This window comes from Nocardioides sp. Z13_37 (assembly GCF_058355585.1).
On record NZ_JBZGDV010000007.1, the window covers coordinates 129,033 to 147,077 of the forward strand.

Consider the following 18,045-nt stretch of genomic DNA (forward strand, 5'->3'; position numbering starts at 1 on the left):
CTTCTCCCCCGCGTCGCTCCGCTCAGGCAGAGGGGACCCGGACGATCAGGGCGTCGCCCTGGCCACCGCCGCCGCACAGCGCGGCCGCGCCGACGCCCCCGCCGCGGCGCTGGAGCTCCAGCGCGAGGGTGAGCACGACCCGGGTGCCGGACATGCCCACCGGGTGGCCGAGGGCGATCGCTCCGCCGTTGACGTTGACCTTGGCGTCGTCGATGCCGAGCTCGCGAGCCGACGAGATCCCGACGGCGGCGAAGGCCTCGTTGAACTCCACGAGGTCGAGGTCGGTCGGCGAGATGCCCTCCTTCTCGCAGGCCTTCGCGGTGGCGGCGGCCGGCTGCAGCTGGAGGGTCGAGTCGGGGCCGGCGACCTGGCCGTGCGCGCCGATCTCGGCGAGCCAGGTCAGGCCGAGCTCCTCGGCCTTCGCCTTGCTCATCACGACCACCGCGGCCGCGCCGTCGGAGATCTGCGAGGCCGAGCCCGCCGTGACGGTGCCCTCCTTGGAGAAGGCGGGCCGCAGCTTGCCCAGCGACTCGACGGTGGTGTCGCCGCGCACGCCCTCGTCCTCGGCGACCACGACCGGCTCGCCCCGGCGCTGCGGGACCTCGACCGGCACCACCTCGTCGGCGAAGACGCCGTTCTTCCAGGCGACGGCGGCCTTCTGGTGCGAGTACGCGGCGAAGGTGTCCTGCTCCTCGCGGGTGAGGTTGGCGCCGGCGGCGTTGCACTCCTCGGTGAGCAGGCCCATCGCCTGGGAGGTGAACTGGTCGAACAGCGCGTCGTAGGCCATCGAGTCGACGAGCGAGACGTCGCCGAACTTCACGCCCTCGCGCGACTTGGGCAGGAAGTGGGGCGCGTTGGTCATCGACTCCATGCCGCCCGCGACCACGATCTCGCACTCGCCCGCCCGGACGAGCTGGTCGGCCAGCGCGATGGCGTTGAGGCCCGAGAGGCACACCTTGTTGATGGTGATCGAGGGGACGTCCATCGGGACCCCGCCCTTCACCGCGGCCACGCGGGCCGGATTCTGCCCGGCGCCGGCCTGGATGACCTGGCCCATGATCACGTAGTCGACCTGGTCGCCGGTGACACCGGCCTTCTCGAGCGCGCCCTTGATGGCGACCCCGCCGAGGTCGGCGGCGGTGAGGTCCTTCAGCCCGCCGAGCAGGCGGCCGATCGGGGTGCGGGCCCCGGCGACGATGACGGATCCGGACATTGAGGTGCCTCCAGTCGAAAGGATCGAGGTGCTGCTCCTTCGGACCCTACCCACCTCGGCGACGGCGCCGGGAGGGTGTGGTCCCGCCGTCGCGTGAGGCACGCGTCACACCCCCTCGCCCGCAGGCGCCGGGTCGGCCACGATGTGCCCATGAGCCCCGACCTGCCCAGCCAGACCCTCGGTGACGTCCGGCACCTGTTCACCGCCATCGACCACGTGGGCATCGCCGTGCCCGACCTCGACGCGGCGATGGCCTTCTACCGCGACACCTACGGCATGGAGGTCCTCCACGAGGAGGTCAACGAGGAGCAGGGCGTGCGCGAGGCGATGGTCGGGGTCGGCGACTCCAGCTCGTGCATCCAGCTGCTCGCCCCGCTGACCCCCGAGTCCACGATCGCGAAGTTCCTCGACCGCAACGGCCAGGGGATCCAGCAGCTCGCCTTCCGCGTCGACGACGTGGAGCACGTGGCGGGCGTCCTGCGCGAGCGCGGGCTGCGCCTGCTCTACGACGCGCCGCGGCGCGGCACCTCCAACAGCCGGGTCAACTTCATCCACCCCAAGGACGCGGGGGGCGTGCTCGTCGAGCTCGTCGAGCCCGCGTCGTCCGCCCACTGAGGACCCAGCCCACCCACCTCACTGCGCGCCCCACCGGGCCCAGCAGCGACGTACGTCACACCACTGACCACCGATGGTTACTCGCCGGTATCGTGCCCGGCACTCGTCCCCCCGATGCCGCACCAGGAGACACCCGTGCACCACATCCTCGACGCCATCCAGTCCGGCAGCGCGACGGCGGAGGACTTCGCCAACCTCGAGCTCCCGGAGTCCTACCGCGCGGCCTTCGTCAAGAAGGACGAGGTCGACATGTTCGAGGGGGTGGCGTCGAAGGACAAGGACCCGCGCGCGTCGCTCCACGTCGAGGACGTGCCGCTGCCCGAGCTCGGGCCCGGTGAGGCCTTCGTGGCCGTGATGGCCAGCGCCATCAACTACAACACCGTGTGGACGTCGATCTTCGAGCCCGTCTCCACCTTCGGGTTCCTCGAGCGCTACGGCCGCAACAGCGAGCTGACCCGGCGCCACGACCTGCCCTACCACGTGGTGGGCTCCGACCTGTCCGGCGTCGTGCTCAAGACCGGGCCCGGCGTCACCAAGTGGAAGCCCGGCGACCGCGTGGTGGCCCACTGCCTCTCCGTCGAGCTCGAGGGCCCGGACGGCCACAACGACACGATGCTCGACACCGAGCAGCGGATCTGGGGCTTCGAGACCAACTTCGGCGGCCTGGCCGACGTGGCGATGGTCAAGGCCAACCAGCTCATGCCCAAGCCGGAGCACCTCACCTGGGAGGAGGCCGCCTCCCCCGGCCTGGTCAACTGCACCGCCTACCGCCAGCTCGTCAGCAAGAACGGCGGCGACATGAAGCAGGGCGACAACGTCCTGATCTGGGGCGCCTCCGGCGGTCTCGGCGGGTTCGCGACGCAGTACGCCCTCAACGGCGGCGCCACCCCGGTGTGCGTGGTCTCCAACGAGGAGAAGGCCGCCATCGCCCGCAGCATGGGCGCGGAGCTGATCATCAACCGCTCCGAGGAGGCCTACAAGTTCTGGAACGACGAGGGCACCCAGCAGGACCCGCGGGAGTGGAAGCGCTTCGGTGCCCGCATCCGCGAGCTCACCGGCGGCGAGGACATCGACATCGTCTTCGAGCACCCCGGCCGCGAGACCTTCGGCGCCTCCGTCTTCGTGACCCGCAAGGGCGGCACCATCACCACCTGCGCGTCCACCTCGGGCTACATGCACGAGTACGACAACCGCTACCTGTGGATGAACCTCAAGCGCATCATCTCCAGCCACTTCGCCAACTACCGCGAGTCGTGGGAGGCCAACCGCCTCATCGCCAAGGGCAAGATCCACCCCACCCTGTCGAGGACCTACACCCTCGACGAGGTCGGCCAGGCGGCCCTCGACGTCCACCAGAACGCCCACCAGGGCAAGGTCGGCGTGCTGTGCCTGGCCCCCGAGGAGGGCCTCGGCGTGCTCGACCACGAGATGCGCGCCCAGCACGAGACCGCGATCAACCGCTTCCGCGGCGTCTGAGCCGCCGCCGCGCCCGCGCGGCCTGCGAGCGTCGTCACACCCCGGTTCGCCGACCAGATCCCGGTCGCCCGCGAGCCGGGGTGTGAACTTGTGGACCCATCGGAGAGACTGGCCGAGACGCAGTCCGTACGACGTGAGAGTGGGTGCCGCAGCATGGCTTCCGACCAGGGCCTGTCCATCTTCGACGAGCCGGAGTCCGCCGACGACAAGGCCACCACTTCCGGCCCCGACGGCACCGAGGGTCGCACGACCCCGGACTCCGCCGCGGCCGAGGAGACCCAGGTCCTCCCGGTGACGCCGAAGGACCAGCCACGCCCCGCCCCGTCCACCGAGGCACCGCAGGCGGCCACCGCAGCCGTGCCGGCGACCCCGCGGGACACCCCGCCGGCGAGCCAGCCCGCCACCCCGAGGGCCACCCCGAGAGCCACGCAGCCGGCCACCCCGCCGGCCACCCAGCCCGTCCGCGCGGCGGCCCCCGTGCCGCCGGCCGAGACGACCCGGCGCGCGCCCGTGGTCCCGCCGGCCGCCCAGGTCCCCCCGGTGCCCGCGCCGGCGGCGGCTCCGCTGCCGGTGGTGCGGCGCGGCGGCTACGACAGGGCGGCCGTCGACCAGCGCCTGGGCCAGCTCCTGAGCGAGAAGACCGGCCTGGCCACCAGCCTGGCCAGCAGCGAGCAGCAGGTCATCGAGCTCGAGGCCGAGCTCGAGCGCTTGCGGGTCGAGGTCGCGGAGAACGCCAACCCGACCTACGCCGGGCTGGGCGGCCGGGCGACCTCGATGCTCAAGATGGCCGAGGACGAGGCGGCCGACGTACGCGCCGCCGCCCGTCGCGAGGCCGACGAGATCCGCACGCAGGCCGAGCGCGACGCCCACAGCATCCGGGCCGACGCGGCCCGCGAGGCCGACGACATGCGGATGGTGCAGCTCAAGGAGCTCGACGAGATGCGCTCGCGCCTCACCACCGATGCCGAGACCGAGCGCGCCCTCGCCAGGGCCGAGGCCGACGACCTCCTCGCGTCCGCCCGGCGCGAGGCCGACCAGATCCGCCTCGCCGCGCAGCAGGAGACCAACGAGATGCGGGTGACGGCGACCCGCGAGGCCGAGCAGGCCCGCGCCGCCGCCGACCGCGAGGTCCAGGAGGCGCGGCGCACCCTGGCGGTGGAGAAGGAGCGCCTCGCCCGCGAGGCCGCCGAGCACCACAGCAACGCCACCGCCGAGACCCAGCGCCTGGTCGCCGAGGCCGAGGCCCGCGCCAACGCCGCCGAGCAGCGGGCGCGCGAGGCGACGGCCCAGGCCACCGCCCACCGCCAGCAGGCCCAGTCCGAATCCGAGGGCCTGCTCTCCCGCGCCCGGCGCGAGGCCGAGCAGATCGTCGCCTCGGCCCGCACCCAGGCCGACTCGATCGGCGCGACCCGCATCGCCCAGGCGGAGCGGGAGCTGGCCAACATCCAGGCCGAGGTCGACCGCGCCGCCAAGCGTCGCGACGCGATCACCGCGCAGCTCGGTGCCCTGCGTGACGTGGTCGCGGGCTTCGCCGAGGACGAATCCTGAGCTGGGGCGACCGGCTGCGGGCGCTGGTCTCCGAGCCGTCGAGCTCGTCGGACGGCTCGGCACCCGGTCCCGCAGGCGCAGGGACGACGGGCACGCCCGGGCGTCCGGCAGGCGCAGGGACGTCCGGCACCCCCGGGGCCGCGACGTCCCTGGACGTGGCGGTCGAGAAGGCCTCCGACGACGCCGATCGTGCCGAGGCGGCCGCCGAGTCCGCCGCCGAGTCCGCCGAGGACTCGGCGCGCTCGGCCGTCGGGATCGCCGACCGGATCGACGACGCCACCGCCCTCGTCGTCGACGAGGAGGTCGACGTGCCCTACGTCCCGGCCGAGCCGGCGCGCTCGCCCGTCCTGCTGCGGCACTCCCCCTTCAACCTCGGGTTCTTCGGCGCGCTCGGCGCGCTCGTCGCGATCTTCCTCAGCCAGCAGCTGCTCAGCATCTCCTCGATCCTGGTGCTGCTGGTGATGTCGATGTTCCTGGCGATCGGCCTCAACCCCACGGTCGAGTTCTTCATGCGGCGCGGCGTGCGGCGCGGGCTCTCGGTGCTCCTCGTCCTCGTCGTCGTGCTCGGCGTGCTCGCCCTCTTCGTCGTCGCCGTCGCGCCGGTGATCAGCGAGCAGATCGCCGCGATCACCCGCAGCGCGCCCGGCTGGCTCGACGACCTGCAGTCCAACGCCCAGGTGCAGAAGCTCGACGACAAGTACGACGTGATCGCCAAGGTGCGCGACTACATCCAGAACCGGGACTTCGGCCAGCGCGTCTTCGGCGGCGCGCTCGGCGTCGGGCTGCGGGTGCTCTCGGTGGTCACCAACAGCCTCATCGTCCTCGTGCTCATGATCTACTTCCTGGCCTCGCTGCCGAGCATCAAGCACGCGGCCTACTCGCTGGCCCCGGCGTCGCGGCGCCGGCGCGTCAGCGAGCTGGGCGACAGCATCATCCGCTCGACGGGGGCATACGTCGCGGGTGCCTTCTTCGTCGCCCTGTGCGCGGGCATCAGCACGCTGGTGTTCGCCTCCCTCATCGGGCTGGGCGACTACGCCTTCGCGCTGGCCTTCGTCGTGGGCCTGTTCTCGCTCATCCCGATCGTCGGCGCCTTCGTGTCCGGCGTGATCATGACGGCGCTCGGCCTGACGATCTCGCCCACGGTCGCCCTGGTGGCGCTGGTCTACTACCTGGCCTACCAGCAGTTCGAGTCCTACGTGATCTACCCGCGCATCATGAAGAGGTCGGTCGACCTGCCGGGCTCGGTCACCGTGGTCGCGGCCCTGGTGGGCGGGTCGCTGATGGGCGTCGTGGGCGCGCTGCTGGCCGTCCCGGTCGCCGCGGCGCTGCTCCTGCTGCACCGCGAGGTCATCCTCAGGCGGCAGGACGCCCGCTGACGGGGTCGCTGCCGGGCTCCGAGAGCGGCTCCGCCACCAGTGGCGCCCGCTCCTCCCCCAGCTTGACCACGACCACGCCGGCCAGCACGAGCAGCCCGCCGGCGAGCTGCACCGGTCGCGGCAGCTCGTCGAGGATCAGCCACGCCCACACGACCGCCGAGAGGACCTCGCCGAGCGCGACGAACGACGCCAGCCGGCTCCCGAGCCGGCGCCCGGCCTCGATGCCGGTGACGTAGGCGAACGCGGCGGTCACCAGGCCCAGCGCCAGGACGGTGGCCCACCACGGCACCGAGAAGCCGGCGTAGGCCGCGTCGGCCGCCGACGTGCGGAACGGCAGGACGCCCACCGCGCCGGCCGCGCCGAGGACCGCGGTCGCCACGAACAGCCCGCCCGCGGCGAGGCTGATGCCCGGGAGCCCGTTGCCCTCGTCGGCGGAGATGACGAAGTAGCTCGCCGCACCGACCATGGCACCGAGCGCCCACAGCACCCCGGCCGTGCTCAGCTCGGCGCCCGAGACGACGTCCAGCACGAGCACCAGCCCGGCGGCGGCGAGCGCGGCGCCGAGCACGGTCAGCCCCGAGGGGCGGTGGCCGTGGCGCACCCAGAGCCAGACGACCACGGCGACCGGGGCGGTGTACTCCAGCAGCAGCGCCACGCTGACCTGCATGTAGGTGACGGCGTAGAAGTAGCACAGCTGGGCGCCGGCGACCGCCGTGATGCCGTAGACGGTGACGAGCCCGGCGTTGGCCCGGAGCACGTGGAGGCGCCCGCGCAGCGCCAGCACGCCCGGCACCAGCAGGACGAGCGCAGCGATCGCGGTGCGCAGCGTGACCGCCGCGCCGGCACTCCACCCGGTGTCGAGCAGGCCGCGGGCGAGGGCGCCGGAGAGACCGAAGGTGAGGGCCGACGCGACCGCCAGGGAGAGGCCCGCAGCGGTCCGGGACGATCGGGTGTCATGGGTCAAAGCCGTCACACCCATGACGGTAGGTGCGGTGGCTGTAATGTGTCAACGTGCTCTTCACCGATGACACGGACGCCGCGCTCCGGGCGGCCGTCGCGCTCGTCAACTCGACCGACGAGCCCGGCGAGCCCCTCGGCTCGATCGACGACCTGTCGGCCTTCCTCACCCGGTGGACCTACACGGGGCGCCACGACGCGACCACCGCCGAGCTGGAGGCCGTGCGTGGCCTGCGTCCCGCGCTGCGGACCCTGCTGCTCGCCGAGCGCGACCGGGCCGCGGCCATCGTCAACGACATGCTGGCCCGGGCCGGGGCGCTGCCCCAGCTGCAGCGGCACGGCGACTGGGACTGGCACCTGCACGCCGTCGACCCCGACCGCCCCCTCGACGAGCGGGTGGTCGTCGAGACGGCGATGGCGATGGTCGACGTGATCCGCGCCGACGAGATGTCGCGCCTGGCCACGTGCGCGGCCGACGACTGCGACGACGTGGTGCTCGACCTCTCGCGCAACCGGTCCCGCCGCTACTGCTCGACCACCTGCGGCAACCGCGAGGCCGTCGCCGCCTACCGGGCGCGCCGGCGCAGCTGAGCCGCGCCGACGTCAGTCGAGGAAGCGCCGCAGCACCTCGAGGAAGACCTCCGGCTGCTCGGAGTGCACCCAGTGCCCGGCGCCCTTGACCAGGACCCGGCGGTTGCGCGGGAACCGGCGGTCCATCTCGGCGGCGTACTCGTCGGAGATGTAGTCCGAGCGTGCCCCGCCGACCCACAGCACGGGGCCGTCGTACGTCGCGTCGCCGAGCTCCTCGCCGGGCCAGCCGACGAGCTGGTCCATGTGCTCGCCCAGCAGGTCGAGGTTGACCTGCCAGTGCCAGCCGTCGTCGGTGCGACGGAGGTTCTGCAGCAGGAAGCCGCGCACGGTCGGGTTGGGCACCGCCTCCGCCAGGGCGGCCTCCGCCTGCTCGCGACGCTCGAGGGAGCCCAGGTCGAGCCCACGCATCGTCTCGATGTAGCCGACGAACTCCCGCCCGCTCTCGTACTCCACCGGGGCGATGTCGACCACGACCAGCCGGTCGACGAGCTCGGGGCGCCGCAGGGCCACGCACATCGCGATCTTACCGCCCATCGAGTGCCCGACCAGGGCGACCGGCTCGTCACCCAGCTCGGCGGCGACGAGGTCGGAGAGCTCGAGGAAGTCGAAGCGCTCGGTCCACGGCGACCGCCCGTGGTTGGGCATGTCGAGCAGCACGACGCGGTGGTCGGCGCTGAGCGCCTTGGCGACCTGCGTCCAGTTCCTGCCCTGGCCGAACAGCCCGTGGCAGAACACGACGCGGGGTCCGGACTCACCGAGCTCGGTGCGGTGCAGGCTCACGCCGCCATCCTGACGCACCGGGCTGACGCGCCCGGCACCGACCCGTCGCCGGTCGGGGCGGGTGGCTGGCCCGGCTCAGAAGTCGAAGCCGTCGAAGAGGTCGCCGATGCCGTCGCCGATGCCGCCGAACAGGTCGCCGATGCCCTCCCCGATCGCCCCGATGCCCTCGCCCAGCCCGTCGAACCCGCCCCCGAAGAGCATGCCCATGAACATCCAGTCCATCGGCGAGAAGGTCCCGAAGTAGCCCTGGGCGTAGGGCTGGTAGGCGCGGCCGCCCTGCCAGTAGGGCACCCGGCGCGAGCCGACCATCACCTTGCGGATGTCGGGCTCGGCCCCGGCCCGCACGCGCTCGATGTCGAGCGCGCAGGCCGGCACGTCGCGCGTGGTGCCGCCGGGCGGGGTCCACGGCACGTCGGCCAGGGAGAGGCCGTGCCGGGGGTCGAAGAAGCACGGCGGGCGGCGCTGGGGAAGCGGCTCGCCCGCGACCCGCGCTCGCACGCAGGCCATCGCGTAGCGGCCGTCCTCGAGGATCTCGGTGACGTGCTTGACCTCGTCGGGCCGGGTGAGTGCGGCGGCCGCCGTCTTGGCCGACTCGTAGGAGTCGAGCGCGCGCTGGTAGTCGGCGTTGGCGCCGGCGTCGAGGGGCTCACCTGCCAGGTCGATGTCCAGGTCCTGCAGCTCCACCCCGAGGGCGGTGACGTCCTCCTCGGCGAGCTTCCGCACCGGTGCGACCTCGGCCTCGGCGCGGGCAAGCTCACGCTTCTTGCCGGTGCGGCCCGCGGCGACGGCGACCGCCGTGAGCCCGCCGAGGACGACCAGCACGAGCACGAGTTCCATGCCCCCAGCGTACGCAGCGGCGACAACGTGCCGGAGCCGGATCCGACCCCCGGAACCTGCGAGGGCAGGTCGCCCACCGACCCCCGACGGTGTGCGACCTGCCCTGACAAGCGGCCGGTGGGCGGCGGGGCCATCCCCTCGCGCGGCCCCGTCCCCTCGGCGTAGGACAACACTCCCGCGACGGCGCCCGACCCGGCATCCGTAGTCCTACGTAACTCGGGCCCTCCGGGGCGATAGATTCGTTCCTGTGCTGTCCCCCTGTCTCGGTCGCGACGACGTCCAGCGCGCACTGACGGAGGCGCTCGCGGAGTCGCGGTGGGTCACGGTCGTCGGCCCGCCCGGCAGCGGCAAGACCCTGCTGGTGCGCCACGCGGCCGCCGGGGTGCCCGCCTCCTGGGTCGACGCGCGCACCCTGCGCACGCTCGACGAGGTGCTCGTGGCGGCACTCGAGAGCCTGGAGTCGGAGACCGCCCCGGGCGACTCCCTCGTCGGCGCGCTGGGTCGCGCGGTCGACGGCCGCGACTGCCTGCTCGTGCTCGACGGGCTCGACCTCGACACCACCGGGGCGGGCCCGGTGCTGCAGGCGGTGCTGGAGGGCACCACCGACGCGCGCGTGGTGGTCACGGCGCTGACGACCGCCGGCCAGCCCGCCGAGACGGTCGTCCGGGTCGGCCCGTTGCCGGTGCCCTCCACGCGCGGACCCCTCGAGGGTCCTGCGGTCGAGCTGTTCCTGCGGCGCATCCGCTCGGCCGGGGGGCAGCGGGTCGACCTCGACGTGCAGGCGCCCGAGGTACGCCGCCTGCTGCGCGCGACCGGCGGCCTGCCGCTGCTGATCGAGCAGGTCGCGGTGCAGTCCGCGCTCGTGGGCCTCAGCAACGCGATGGCCACCGTGAGCCTCGACCAGGCCGTCGACTCCGCCCACGGCCTCCTCGACCCCGCCAGCGCCACCGCACTGCGCCGCATCGGCCTGCTCGACTTCCGCGTCGGGCTGGGCGTGCTCGCCCAGGTGCTCGACGTGCCGGTGCCCGAAGCCGCCGAGCTGGCGGGCAACCTGGTGCGCCGCAGCCTCCTCGAGGTCGACGGCCAGGGTCGCTTCGACATGCTGTCGCCGATCCGCGGCCGGGCCCGCGCCCTCGCCGGCCCCGACGACGAGGCGGCGGTCCGCACGGGCCTGCTCGCCTGGGCCCAGGCGCACGCGCCCGCCCACGACAACTACGGCGCGGCCGACGCCGAGTGGCTCGGCGACCTGCCCGCGATGCGCCAGGCGGTCCTCGCCGCGTGCGCCGACCCGGCGACCCGCGCCGAGGGCTACTCGGTGGCCAACCGCATCTTCTCCTCCCTCTACACCTCGATGCGCACCCGCGAGGCCGTCGAGATCCTCGAGGGCGCCCTGGCCAGCGGCGACGGCCCGCCCGCCATCGGCGCGCAGGTGGCCCGCCGCGCCGGCATCGCCGCCTCCGAGATGCGCGGCACCTACGAAGGACTGTGGCTGCTCGAGCGCGCCGACCAGCACGCCTCCTCCGCGCCCCGCCCCGAGGAGCAGCTCGCCAAGACCGCCTCCATCCGCGCCGAGATGCACCTCGACGCCGGCGACCTGGCGAGCGCGGAGTCCGAGGCCAGGCGCGCCATCGACCTCGACCCCGACGGGTCGATCAGCCGGCAGGCCACGCGCACGCTGGCCGACCTCTACGCCTCGCAGGGCCGCTTCGCCGAGGCCACCCAGGCCGTGGCCGACGCGCTGCCGGCTCGTACGACGCGCGACGAGCGCTGGATCGACCTCTCCGCGCGCACCATCCTGGCCCGCATCGCGCTCGAGCAGGGCCGCATCGCCGAGGCCGTCGCCGGCACCCGCGCGGTCGTCGTCGAGGCGCGCGAGCTGGCCGAGGACCGCGTCGGGCTGCTCGCCGAGACGTTGCTGCGCGGGCTCGACCCGACGTGGGTGCCGAGCGAGGTCGTGCGCGAGACCCTGCCGTGGGCGGTGCGGCTGCCCGTGATGGCCCAGGACGGGCGCGACCTGCTGACCCGGGGCGACGCGCGCCAGGCCGCCGGGCTCGCCGCCGACGTCGTCGTGCTGGCCGACTCGGCGCGGCTCGGACGCGACGGCGTCGACGCCCGGCTGCTGCTCGGGCGGGCGCTGGTCGAGCTCGACGACCTCGACCAGGCCACCACCACCTACCTCACCGCGCTGGAGCAGTGCGCCACGATGCGCCTGCCCCTCCGCGCCGCCGACGCGCTCGACGGCCTCGCGGGCGTGGCCCGCGCACGCGACCTCTCCGAAGCGCGCTTGCTCGCCGCCGCGGCCTTCGCCCTGCGCAGCCCGCGGATGGCGGTGCGCTGGGGCTACTCCGCCGACTACGACGTGGTGCCCGCGAGCCGGCCGCCCGCGGAGTGGCTCGACGGCGACGACCTGTCCGCGGACGCCGTCGCGCTGGTGACGGACGTCTTCGTCGGCTCGCCGTCCGCGCGCCCCTCGGTGCTCGACGCCCTGACCGCCGCCGAGCGGCAGGTCGCCGACCGGGTCGCGCACGGCCTGACGAGCCGGCAGATCGCCGAGGAGCTCTACGTCTCACCGCGGACCGTCGACGCGCACCTGACCCACATCTACCGCAAGCTCGACATCAACACGCGGGCCCGGCTCGCGGCCCTCGTCGTCGACAACCGCTGACTGTCGGTGGGCGGGTGCAGGATGACCGGATGAGCCGAACCATCCAAGTGACCTTCGACGCCCACGACCCCGAGACGCTCTCCCGCTTCTGGGCCGACGCGATGGGATACGTCAATCCACCGCCGCCCGGGCAGGAGCCGGCGCCGGGCCAGGACGTCTTCGAGGCCTGGCACGACTTCCTGCGCGGCGTCGGCGTGCCCGAGTCGGAGTGGAACTCCGCGTCCGCGGCGCAGGACCCCGACGGCGTGGGCCCGCGACTGTTCTTCCAGCGCGTGCCCGAGGGCAAGACGGCGAAGAACCGCGTCCACCTCGACCTGCGCGCCGCCCCCGGCCTCGAGGGCGAGGAGCGGATGGCCGCACTGGAGGCCGAGGCCGAGCGTCTCGTGGCCCTCGGCGCGATCCGGGTGGAGCGCCACGAGCCGTCTCCCCCGATGGACGCGGGTCACCTCGTGATGACCGACCCCGAGGGCAACGAGTTCTGCCTCGACTGACTCCCCGGACGGGTCAGCGACTGCTGTAGTCGCGGAAGCCGCGGCCGGTCTTGCGTCCGAGGTAGCCGGCGGTGACCAGGTGCTCGAGCAGCGGGGCCGGGGCGAAGCCGGGCTCGCGGAACTCCAGGTAGAGCTCGCGCTGGATGGCCAGCGACACGTCGTTGCCCACCACGTCGAGCAGCTCGAACGGCCCCATCGGCAGCGCACAGCCCTGCTTCATCGCGGTGTCGATGTCGTCGGCGGTGGCGTAGTGCGCCTCCAGCATCTTCACGGCGTCGTTGAGGTAGGGGAAGAGCAGTGCGTTGACGATGAAGCCGGAGCGGTCGCCGCAGCGCACCGGCACCTTGCCGACCTTCTCGGCGATCGCGAGCACCGTCTCGGTGACGGCCTCGTCGGTCGCGACGGTGGAGACCACCTCGACCAGCTTCATGACCGCCGCCGGGTTGAAGAAGTGCATGCCGATGACGTCCTGCGGACGCGAGGTCACCTTGGCGATGGAGATGATCGGGAGCGACGAGGTGGTCGTGGCCAGGATCGCGCCCGGCTTGCAGATCTCGTCGAGGTTCTCGAACAGGGTGGTCTTGACCGCGAGGTCCTCGGCGATGGCCTCGACCACGAGGTCGACGTCCTTGAGGTCGTCGAGCGAGGTGGTGCCGCGCACCCGGGCGAGGGCCTCGGCCTTCTGCTCCTCGGTGGCCCGGCCCCGCTGGATCTGCTTGTCGAAGCTCTTGGTGAGGCCCGCGACGACCCCGTCGACCTTGTCCTGCCCGCGGCCGGTGAAGATCACGTCGTAGCCCGCCTTGGCGAAGACCTCCACGATCCCCGAGGCCATCGTGCCCGTCCCGACGACGCCGACGAGCTCGACGTCGCGGCGCAGCTGGGGCTTGTCGTCGGAGCTCGGGGTCTGGGCGTCCGCGACGACCACCGGGCTGTCGGGCGCCTCGTAGGTGTAGAAGCCACGTCCCGACTTGCGGCCCAGCAGGCCGGCGGTGACGTACTGCTTGAGGATCGGCGCGGGCGCGTGCAGGCGGTCGCGGCCCTGCTTGTACATCGTGTCCAGGATCTCGTAGGCGGTGTCGAGGCCGATCAGGTCGAGCAGCGCCAGGGGGCCCATCGGGTAGCCGCAGCCGAAGCGCATCGCCGCGTCGATGTCCTCGCGCGAGGCGTACTTGCCCTCGTACATCGCGACGGCGTGGTTGAGGTAGCCGAAGAGCAGGGTGTTGGCGATGAAGCCGGCCTTGTCGCCGCACACGACCGGGTTCTTGCCGAGGCTGCGCAGCAGGTCCTGCACGCTCTCCAGGACCTCGGGCTCGGTCACCACGGTGCGGACGATCTCGACGAGGTTCTGCACCGGCGCGGGGTTGAAGAAGTGCACGCCCACGACCCGGCCCGGCCGGGAGCTGGCCGTCGAGATCTCGGTGACGCTCAGCGACGAGGTGTTGGTGGCCAGGACGGCGTCGGGGCGCACGACGTCGTCCAGCGCGCGGAAGATCGACTTCTTCAGCTCGATCGACTCCACGACGGCCTCGACGACGAGGTCGGCGTCGGCGAGGTCGGCCATCGAGGTGGTCAGGGTGACGCGGCCCAGCAGCTCGGCCTGCTCCTCGGGCGTCATCTTCTCCCGCTTCACCGCCCGGGCGGTGGAGTGCTCGAGGTGCTCGCGTCCGCGCTGGACGGCAGCCTCGGTGACCTCGACGCCGACGACGGAGTAGCCGTTGCGGGCGAACACCTCGGCGATGCCGGCACCCATGGTGCCGAGGCCGATGACGCCGACGGTGGTGAACTCGCGAACGGGCGTGTCAATCATGCACGCATGCTCCCACGGTGCCCGGCCCCCGTGGCTGTGGGAAGCGTCACGCGGGGCGCGCGCGGCCCGACGCCGGGGAGCGCCCCCACCCGCCCGACGCTCGCACGGTAGATTCCCCGGTCGTGAGGATCGTCGTCGCGCGCTGCCAGGTGGACTACGCCGGACGGCTCACCGCCCACCTGCCGCTGGCCACCCGGGTGCTGATGCTGAAGTCGGACGGCTCCGTGCTGATCCACTCCGACGGCGGCTCCTACAAGCCACTCAACTGGATGTCGCCGCCGTGCACCGTGCGCGAGGGCGTCGCCGAGGACGGTCGCGCCGAGTGGCTGGTGAGCGCCGCCAAGACCGACGACACCCTGCGCATCCTCATCGACGAGGTGCTGCACGACAGCTCGCACGACCTCGGCATCGACCCCGGCCTGCAGAAGGACGGCGTCGAGAAGCACCTCCAGGAGCTGCTGGCCGAGCACCCCGCCACGCTCGCCGAGGGCCTCACCCTGGTCCGCCGCGAGTTCATGACCGCCATCGGTCCCGTCGACCTGATGTGCCGCGACGCCGACGGCCTGTCGGTCGCGGTGGAGATCAAGCGCCGCGGCGAGATCGACGGCGTCGAGCAGCTCACCCGCTACCTCGAGCTCCTCAACCGCGACCCGATGCTCACCAGCCGGGGTCCGGTCCGCGGCATCTACGCCGCGCAGGAGATCAAGCCGCAGGCCCGGGTGCTGGCCACCGACCGCGGCATCGCCTGCGCCCTCGTCGACTACGACGCCCTGCGCGGGATGGACGACGCCGAGCACCGGCTCTTCTGACGCGGGCCCCGCTCGGAGGCTCACTGCGCAGCCGTGTCGCTACGCTCGCACGGTGACCGCCAGCCCGCCCGAGCGCATCTTCCACATCGCCACGGCGGCCGACTGGCGACGGGCGCTGGACACCGGGACCTACACGACCTCGACCCTCGGGCGCAGCCTCGAGGAGGAGGGCTTCATCCACGCCAGCCGGCGCGAGCAGGTGCAGGGCGTCTTCGACCGCTACTACCGCGACGCCGGCGAGCACCTCGTCCTGCTCACCATCGACCCGGCGCGGCTGACCTCGGCGGAGGTACGCGTCGAGCCCGTCGGCGACGATACCTATCCGCACGTCTACGGACCCGTCGACCGCCGGGCCGTGGTCGACGTCGTCCCGCTCGACCGGCGCGGGCGCAGCGAGAGCCTGATGTCGCTGTGGGTGAAGGGGATGGCGGCGCGGATGGGGATCGCGCTGCTCGTGATGGCCGCGATCGCAGCCCTGTTGTGGGCCCTCGGCGTGACGCGCTGAGCGACGGACCTGTCGTCAGCCGAGCGTGCGCCCCGCCCACGACCTGGCGACCCAGCCGTCGGCGTCGGCCTCCAGCGCGACCACCTCGCAGTTGCCCAGCGGCAGGTCCAGGGCGTGCTCGGGCGCGAGGTTGCGGGCCAGCACCGGCAGCGCCAGGCACGTCGCGCCCCCGTGGCTGACCACGAGCACGGCCTCGCCGCGGTGCGCGTCGGCGACCTCGTCGAGGACGGCGCCGTAGCGGGCCAGCACCTCCAGCCCCGTCTCGGCGCCGGGGACCCGGGCCGACAGGTCGCCGCCGAGCCAGGCGGCGAACGTCTCGGCGAACGGGTCGGGGTCACCGGTCGTCCCCGCCGCGTGCCCCACGCCGAGCTCCCGCAGCCCCTCGCGCACGACCACGTCGACGCCGAGCGCGGCGGCGGCGACCTCGGCCGTCTGCACGGCCCGCGCCATCGGGCTCGACCACACCGCGGCGATCCGCTCGCCCGCCAGCCCGGCGGCGAGGTCGCGCGACTGCTCGCGCCCGCGCCGGGTCAGCCAGCCGCCGGCGTCGCTGACCAGCTCGCTCTCGTAGGCCGCCTCGCCGTGCCGGGCCACGAACACCCGCGCGGCACACTGCAGGTCAGTCACCGGCGAGCCCCACCACGTCGTCGGCGCAGCCCCAGGACAGCGTCACGCCGGCGCCGCCGTGGCCGTAGCAGTGGATGACGTCGCCCACCCGCTCCAGCCGGACCCGGGGGCGTGCCGGTCGCAGGCCGACCTTGTGGCGCAGCACCCGGGCGCCCTCGAGGGCCGGGACGAGCGCGGCGGCACGGTGCAGGACCTGCTCGGCGACGGCGGGATCGGGCGTCCGGCTCCACTCCCCCTCGACGTCCGTGCCCCCCACGACGACCTCGCTCCCCCGCGGCACCACGTAGGTCGGCCCCGCCTCGTCGAGCGTCCACCGCTCGAGCCCCACCTGCTCGACCACGACCACCTGGTCGCGCACCGGGCGGACGTCGGCGTCGTCCCCGAAGTGCCGCGCGCCGAGGCCGGTGGCATTGACCACGAGGCTGCCGTCGTCGGGCAGGGCCGAGAGGTTCATCCGGGTCAGCGTGCCGCCGAGGGAGTCCACGCGGGCGGCCAGCCACGGCAGGAGGACGGGCATGTCGACGACGGGGCCCACGAAGGTCCACCCGTCGGCGTATCCCGGGGGAAGCGCGGTCTCCCGGTCGAGCGCGGGCACCGCGCCGCGCCACCACGGGTCGGGCTGGGCGGCGCGCAGCACCTCGGTGCCGGTGAGCATCCGCACGCCCGTCCGGTCATCGGCGGCCAGGGCGGCGAAGGCGTCGTAGGACGCCGCCGCCCACCCCGTCGCGCCGTCCTGCGGCAGCGCGAGGGAGGGACACCAGAGGGCCGGGGCGATCGCCGAGGTGGTCTCGAGCGGCAGGTCGCGCGCGAGCACGTCGACGCGGTGCCCGGCCTCGAGCAGGCGGACCGCGCAGGTCAGCCCGACCACGCCCGCCCCCACCACGAGAACGCGTCGCGGGGAGGTGGGCATGGCCGCAGTCTGCCAGCGTCAGGCGCCGGCCTGCCGCGGAGCGGTCGCGTCGACGCCCTCGGCGCCCTGCTCGCGCGCGACGTACTCCTCGATGTCCTCGATGTCGTCGCGGTTGCGGGTGGCCACGGCGAGCAGGTCGGTCATCGTGGCGACCTCCTCGACCTGCTCCTTGATGAACCACTGCATGAACTGCTCGGAGGCGAAGTCGCCCTCCTCGCGGGCGATGCGCAGCAGGCCGTTGATCTGCTCGGTCACCGTCCGCTCCTGGTCGAGCGCGAGCTGCACGGGCGCCACGACGTCGGCGAAGTCCGAGCGCGGGGCCGGGACCGCGGGGACGACGATGTCGGCGTCGGTGTCGAGGAGGTACTGCACCATCATCATCGCGTGCGCCCGCTCCTCGAGCGCCTGCTCGTAGAAGAAGGCCGCCATCCGGGGCATGGTCAGCGCGTCGTAGTGGATCGCGCAGGCGAGGTACTGGTTGTGGGCGGCCAGCTCGTTGCCGATCTGGGCGTTGAGCTGGTCGATGAAGCGGGGTGCCGGCACGGGGGCTCCTGGGTCGGGGACGAACGGGGTGGGCCGAGGCCGTCAGGCGGCCTTGGCGAGCTTCTTCTTGGTGACCTTCTTGCCGTCGAGTCGCACCAGCTTGCGCTTGTGGACCGTGTAGCCGGCGGGCAGCGTGCCCTCCTTCAGCATCCGGAGCGGGCAGCGCTCGCAGCGCTTCTTCGACACGCAGCACTCGGTCTTGGGGAGCTTGCGAGGGGTCGACCGGGCGGCGGCCTCGGCCGCGGTCCGCGCCTTCTTCGCCTTCTTGCCCACGACGCGGACCCTAGCATGATGG

At 73.3% G+C, this 18,045-nt stretch carries 18 protein-coding genes; 9 read left to right on the forward strand and 9 right to left on the reverse strand.

The window, feature by feature from the left end; translation table 11 throughout:
- Positions 1 to 22: 22 nt before the first annotated feature.
- A complete protein-coding gene (locus tag AC4H2S_RS16510) occupies positions 23 to 1,213 on the reverse strand; it encodes an acetyl-CoA C-acetyltransferase (protein ID WP_491498068.1) in 1,191 nt (396 codons plus the stop codon).
- 150 nt (positions 1,214 to 1,363) lie between these two features.
- Here AC4H2S_RS16510 and mce point away from each other — a divergent pair, with 150 nt between their 5' ends.
- The 4 genes from mce (at position 1,364) to AC4H2S_RS16530 (ending at position 6,228) form a co-directional block, all read left to right on the forward strand.
- A complete protein-coding gene (mce, locus tag AC4H2S_RS16515; RefSeq protein WP_491498069.1) occupies positions 1,364 to 1,828 on the forward strand; it encodes a methylmalonyl-CoA epimerase in 465 nt (154 codons plus the stop codon).
- A 135-nt stretch (positions 1,829 to 1,963) separates the two neighbouring features.
- Positions 1,964 to 3,304, forward strand: coding sequence for a crotonyl-CoA carboxylase/reductase (gene ccrA, locus AC4H2S_RS16520; protein ID WP_491498070.1), 1,341 nt, complete (start codon positions 1,964 to 1,966; stop codon positions 3,302 to 3,304).
- Positions 3,305 to 3,457: 153 nt separating this feature from the next.
- Positions 3,458 to 4,852 carry a hypothetical protein gene (locus tag AC4H2S_RS16525; protein ID WP_491498071.1) on the forward strand — a complete coding sequence of 465 codons (1,395 nt, stop codon included), beginning with the start codon at positions 3,458 to 3,460 and terminating at the stop codon, positions 4,850 to 4,852.
- Positions 4,853 to 5,007: 155 nt separating this feature from the next.
- Complete coding sequence (locus AC4H2S_RS16530; RefSeq protein WP_491498072.1) at positions 5,008 to 6,228, forward strand: AI-2E family transporter; 1,221 nt, start codon at positions 5,008 to 5,010, stop codon at positions 6,226 to 6,228.
- Here AC4H2S_RS16530 and AC4H2S_RS16535 read toward each other — a convergent pair.
- Positions 6,206 to 7,201, reverse strand: a complete 996-nt coding sequence (locus tag AC4H2S_RS16535; protein ID WP_491498073.1) for an EamA family transporter — start codon at positions 7,199 to 7,201, stop codon at positions 6,206 to 6,208. The genes AC4H2S_RS16530 and AC4H2S_RS16535 overlap by 23 nt on opposite strands.
- Positions 7,202 to 7,239: 38 nt before the next feature.
- Here AC4H2S_RS16535 and AC4H2S_RS16540 point away from each other — a divergent pair, with 38 nt between their 5' ends.
- Positions 7,240 to 7,776 carry a CGNR zinc finger domain-containing protein gene (locus AC4H2S_RS16540; protein ID WP_491498074.1) on the forward strand — a complete coding sequence of 179 codons (537 nt, stop codon included), beginning with the start codon at positions 7,240 to 7,242 and terminating at the stop codon, positions 7,774 to 7,776.
- 12 nt (positions 7,777 to 7,788) lie between these two features.
- Here the strand turns inward: AC4H2S_RS16540 and AC4H2S_RS16545 are convergent, their stop codons facing one another.
- Positions 7,789 to 8,556, reverse strand: coding sequence for an alpha/beta fold hydrolase (locus tag AC4H2S_RS16545; protein ID WP_491498075.1), 768 nt, complete (start codon positions 8,554 to 8,556; stop codon positions 7,789 to 7,791).
- 75 nt (positions 8,557 to 8,631) lie between these two features.
- Complete coding sequence (locus tag AC4H2S_RS16550; RefSeq protein WP_491498076.1) at positions 8,632 to 9,393, reverse strand: hypothetical protein; 762 nt, start codon at positions 9,391 to 9,393, stop codon at positions 8,632 to 8,634.
- Between the two features lie 247 nt (positions 9,394 to 9,640).
- Between AC4H2S_RS16550 and AC4H2S_RS16555 the strand changes: the two genes are divergently transcribed.
- On the forward strand, positions 9,641 to 12,058 hold the full coding sequence (locus AC4H2S_RS16555; protein ID WP_491498077.1) for a LuxR C-terminal-related transcriptional regulator: 2,418 nt from the start codon (positions 9,641 to 9,643) through the stop codon (positions 12,056 to 12,058).
- Between the two features lie 29 nt (positions 12,059 to 12,087).
- A complete protein-coding gene (locus AC4H2S_RS16560; protein ID WP_491498078.1) occupies positions 12,088 to 12,549 on the forward strand; it encodes a VOC family protein in 462 nt (153 codons plus the stop codon).
- A 13-nt stretch (positions 12,550 to 12,562) separates the two neighbouring features.
- Here AC4H2S_RS16560 and AC4H2S_RS16565 read toward each other — a convergent pair whose 3' ends face one another.
- Positions 12,563 to 14,356, reverse strand: coding sequence for a 3-hydroxyacyl-CoA dehydrogenase family protein (locus tag AC4H2S_RS16565; RefSeq protein ID WP_491498079.1), 1,794 nt, complete (start codon positions 14,354 to 14,356; stop codon positions 12,563 to 12,565).
- A 122-nt stretch (positions 14,357 to 14,478) separates the two neighbouring features.
- Between AC4H2S_RS16565 and nucS the strand changes: the two genes are divergently transcribed.
- Both nucS and AC4H2S_RS16575 read left to right on the forward strand, forming a co-directional pair.
- Positions 14,479 to 15,165, forward strand: a complete 687-nt coding sequence (gene nucS, locus AC4H2S_RS16570; RefSeq protein WP_491498080.1) for an endonuclease NucS — start codon at positions 14,479 to 14,481, stop codon at positions 15,163 to 15,165.
- Positions 15,166 to 15,217: 52 nt separating this feature from the next.
- Positions 15,218 to 15,670 (forward strand): DUF952 domain-containing protein, encoded by a 453-nt coding sequence (locus tag AC4H2S_RS16575; protein WP_491498081.1) that lies wholly within the window; start codon positions 15,218 to 15,220, stop codon positions 15,668 to 15,670.
- A gap of 15 nt (positions 15,671 to 15,685) precedes the next feature.
- Here the strand turns inward: AC4H2S_RS16575 and AC4H2S_RS16580 are convergent, their stop codons facing one another.
- Genes AC4H2S_RS16580 through AC4H2S_RS16595 form a run of 4 tightly spaced genes read right to left on the reverse strand, consistent with a single transcriptional unit; the run spans position 15,686 to position 18,023 of the window.
- A complete protein-coding gene (locus tag AC4H2S_RS16580; protein WP_491498082.1) occupies positions 15,686 to 16,297 on the reverse strand; it encodes a histidine phosphatase family protein in 612 nt (203 codons plus the stop codon).
- Positions 16,290 to 17,207, reverse strand: coding sequence for an NAD(P)/FAD-dependent oxidoreductase (locus AC4H2S_RS16585; RefSeq protein WP_491498083.1), 918 nt, complete (start codon positions 17,205 to 17,207; stop codon positions 16,290 to 16,292). Before AC4H2S_RS16585 ends, AC4H2S_RS16580 begins: the two co-directional genes overlap by 8 nt.
- 18 nt (positions 17,208 to 17,225) lie before the next feature.
- A complete protein-coding gene (locus AC4H2S_RS16590) occupies positions 17,226 to 17,750 on the reverse strand; it encodes a ferritin (RefSeq protein ID WP_491498084.1) in 525 nt (174 codons plus the stop codon).
- Positions 17,751 to 17,792: 42 nt separating this feature from the next.
- Positions 17,793 to 18,023 carry a hypothetical protein gene (locus tag AC4H2S_RS16595; RefSeq protein ID WP_491498085.1) on the reverse strand — a complete coding sequence of 77 codons (231 nt, stop codon included), beginning with the start codon at positions 18,021 to 18,023 and terminating at the stop codon, positions 17,793 to 17,795.
- Between the last annotated feature and the right edge of the window lie 22 nt (positions 18,024 to 18,045).

Excerpts from the sequence above, each read along its gene's own strand:
- AC4H2S_RS16510 (WP_491498068.1), bottom strand. The coding sequence starts at position 1,213 with ATGTCCGGATCCGTCATCGTCGCCGGGGCCCGCACCCCGATCGGCCGC.
- mce (WP_491498069.1), top strand. The coding sequence starts at position 1,364 with ATGAGCCCCGACCTGCCCAGCCAGACCCTCGGTGACGTCCGGCACCTG.
- AC4H2S_RS16525 (WP_491498071.1), top strand. The coding sequence starts at position 3,458 with ATGGCTTCCGACCAGGGCCTGTCCATCTTCGACGAGCCGGAGTCCGCC.
- AC4H2S_RS16550 (WP_491498076.1), bottom strand. The coding sequence starts at position 9,393 with ATGGAACTCGTGCTCGTGCTGGTCGTCCTCGGCGGGCTCACGGCGGTC.
- AC4H2S_RS16560 (WP_491498078.1), top strand. The coding sequence starts at position 12,088 with ATGAGCCGAACCATCCAAGTGACCTTCGACGCCCACGACCCCGAGACG.
- AC4H2S_RS16565 (WP_491498079.1), bottom strand. The coding sequence starts at position 14,356 with ATGATTGACACGCCCGTTCGCGAGTTCACCACCGTCGGCGTCATCGGC.
- AC4H2S_RS16585 (WP_491498083.1), bottom strand. The coding sequence starts at position 17,207 with ATGCCCACCTCCCCGCGACGCGTTCTCGTGGTGGGGGCGGGCGTGGTC.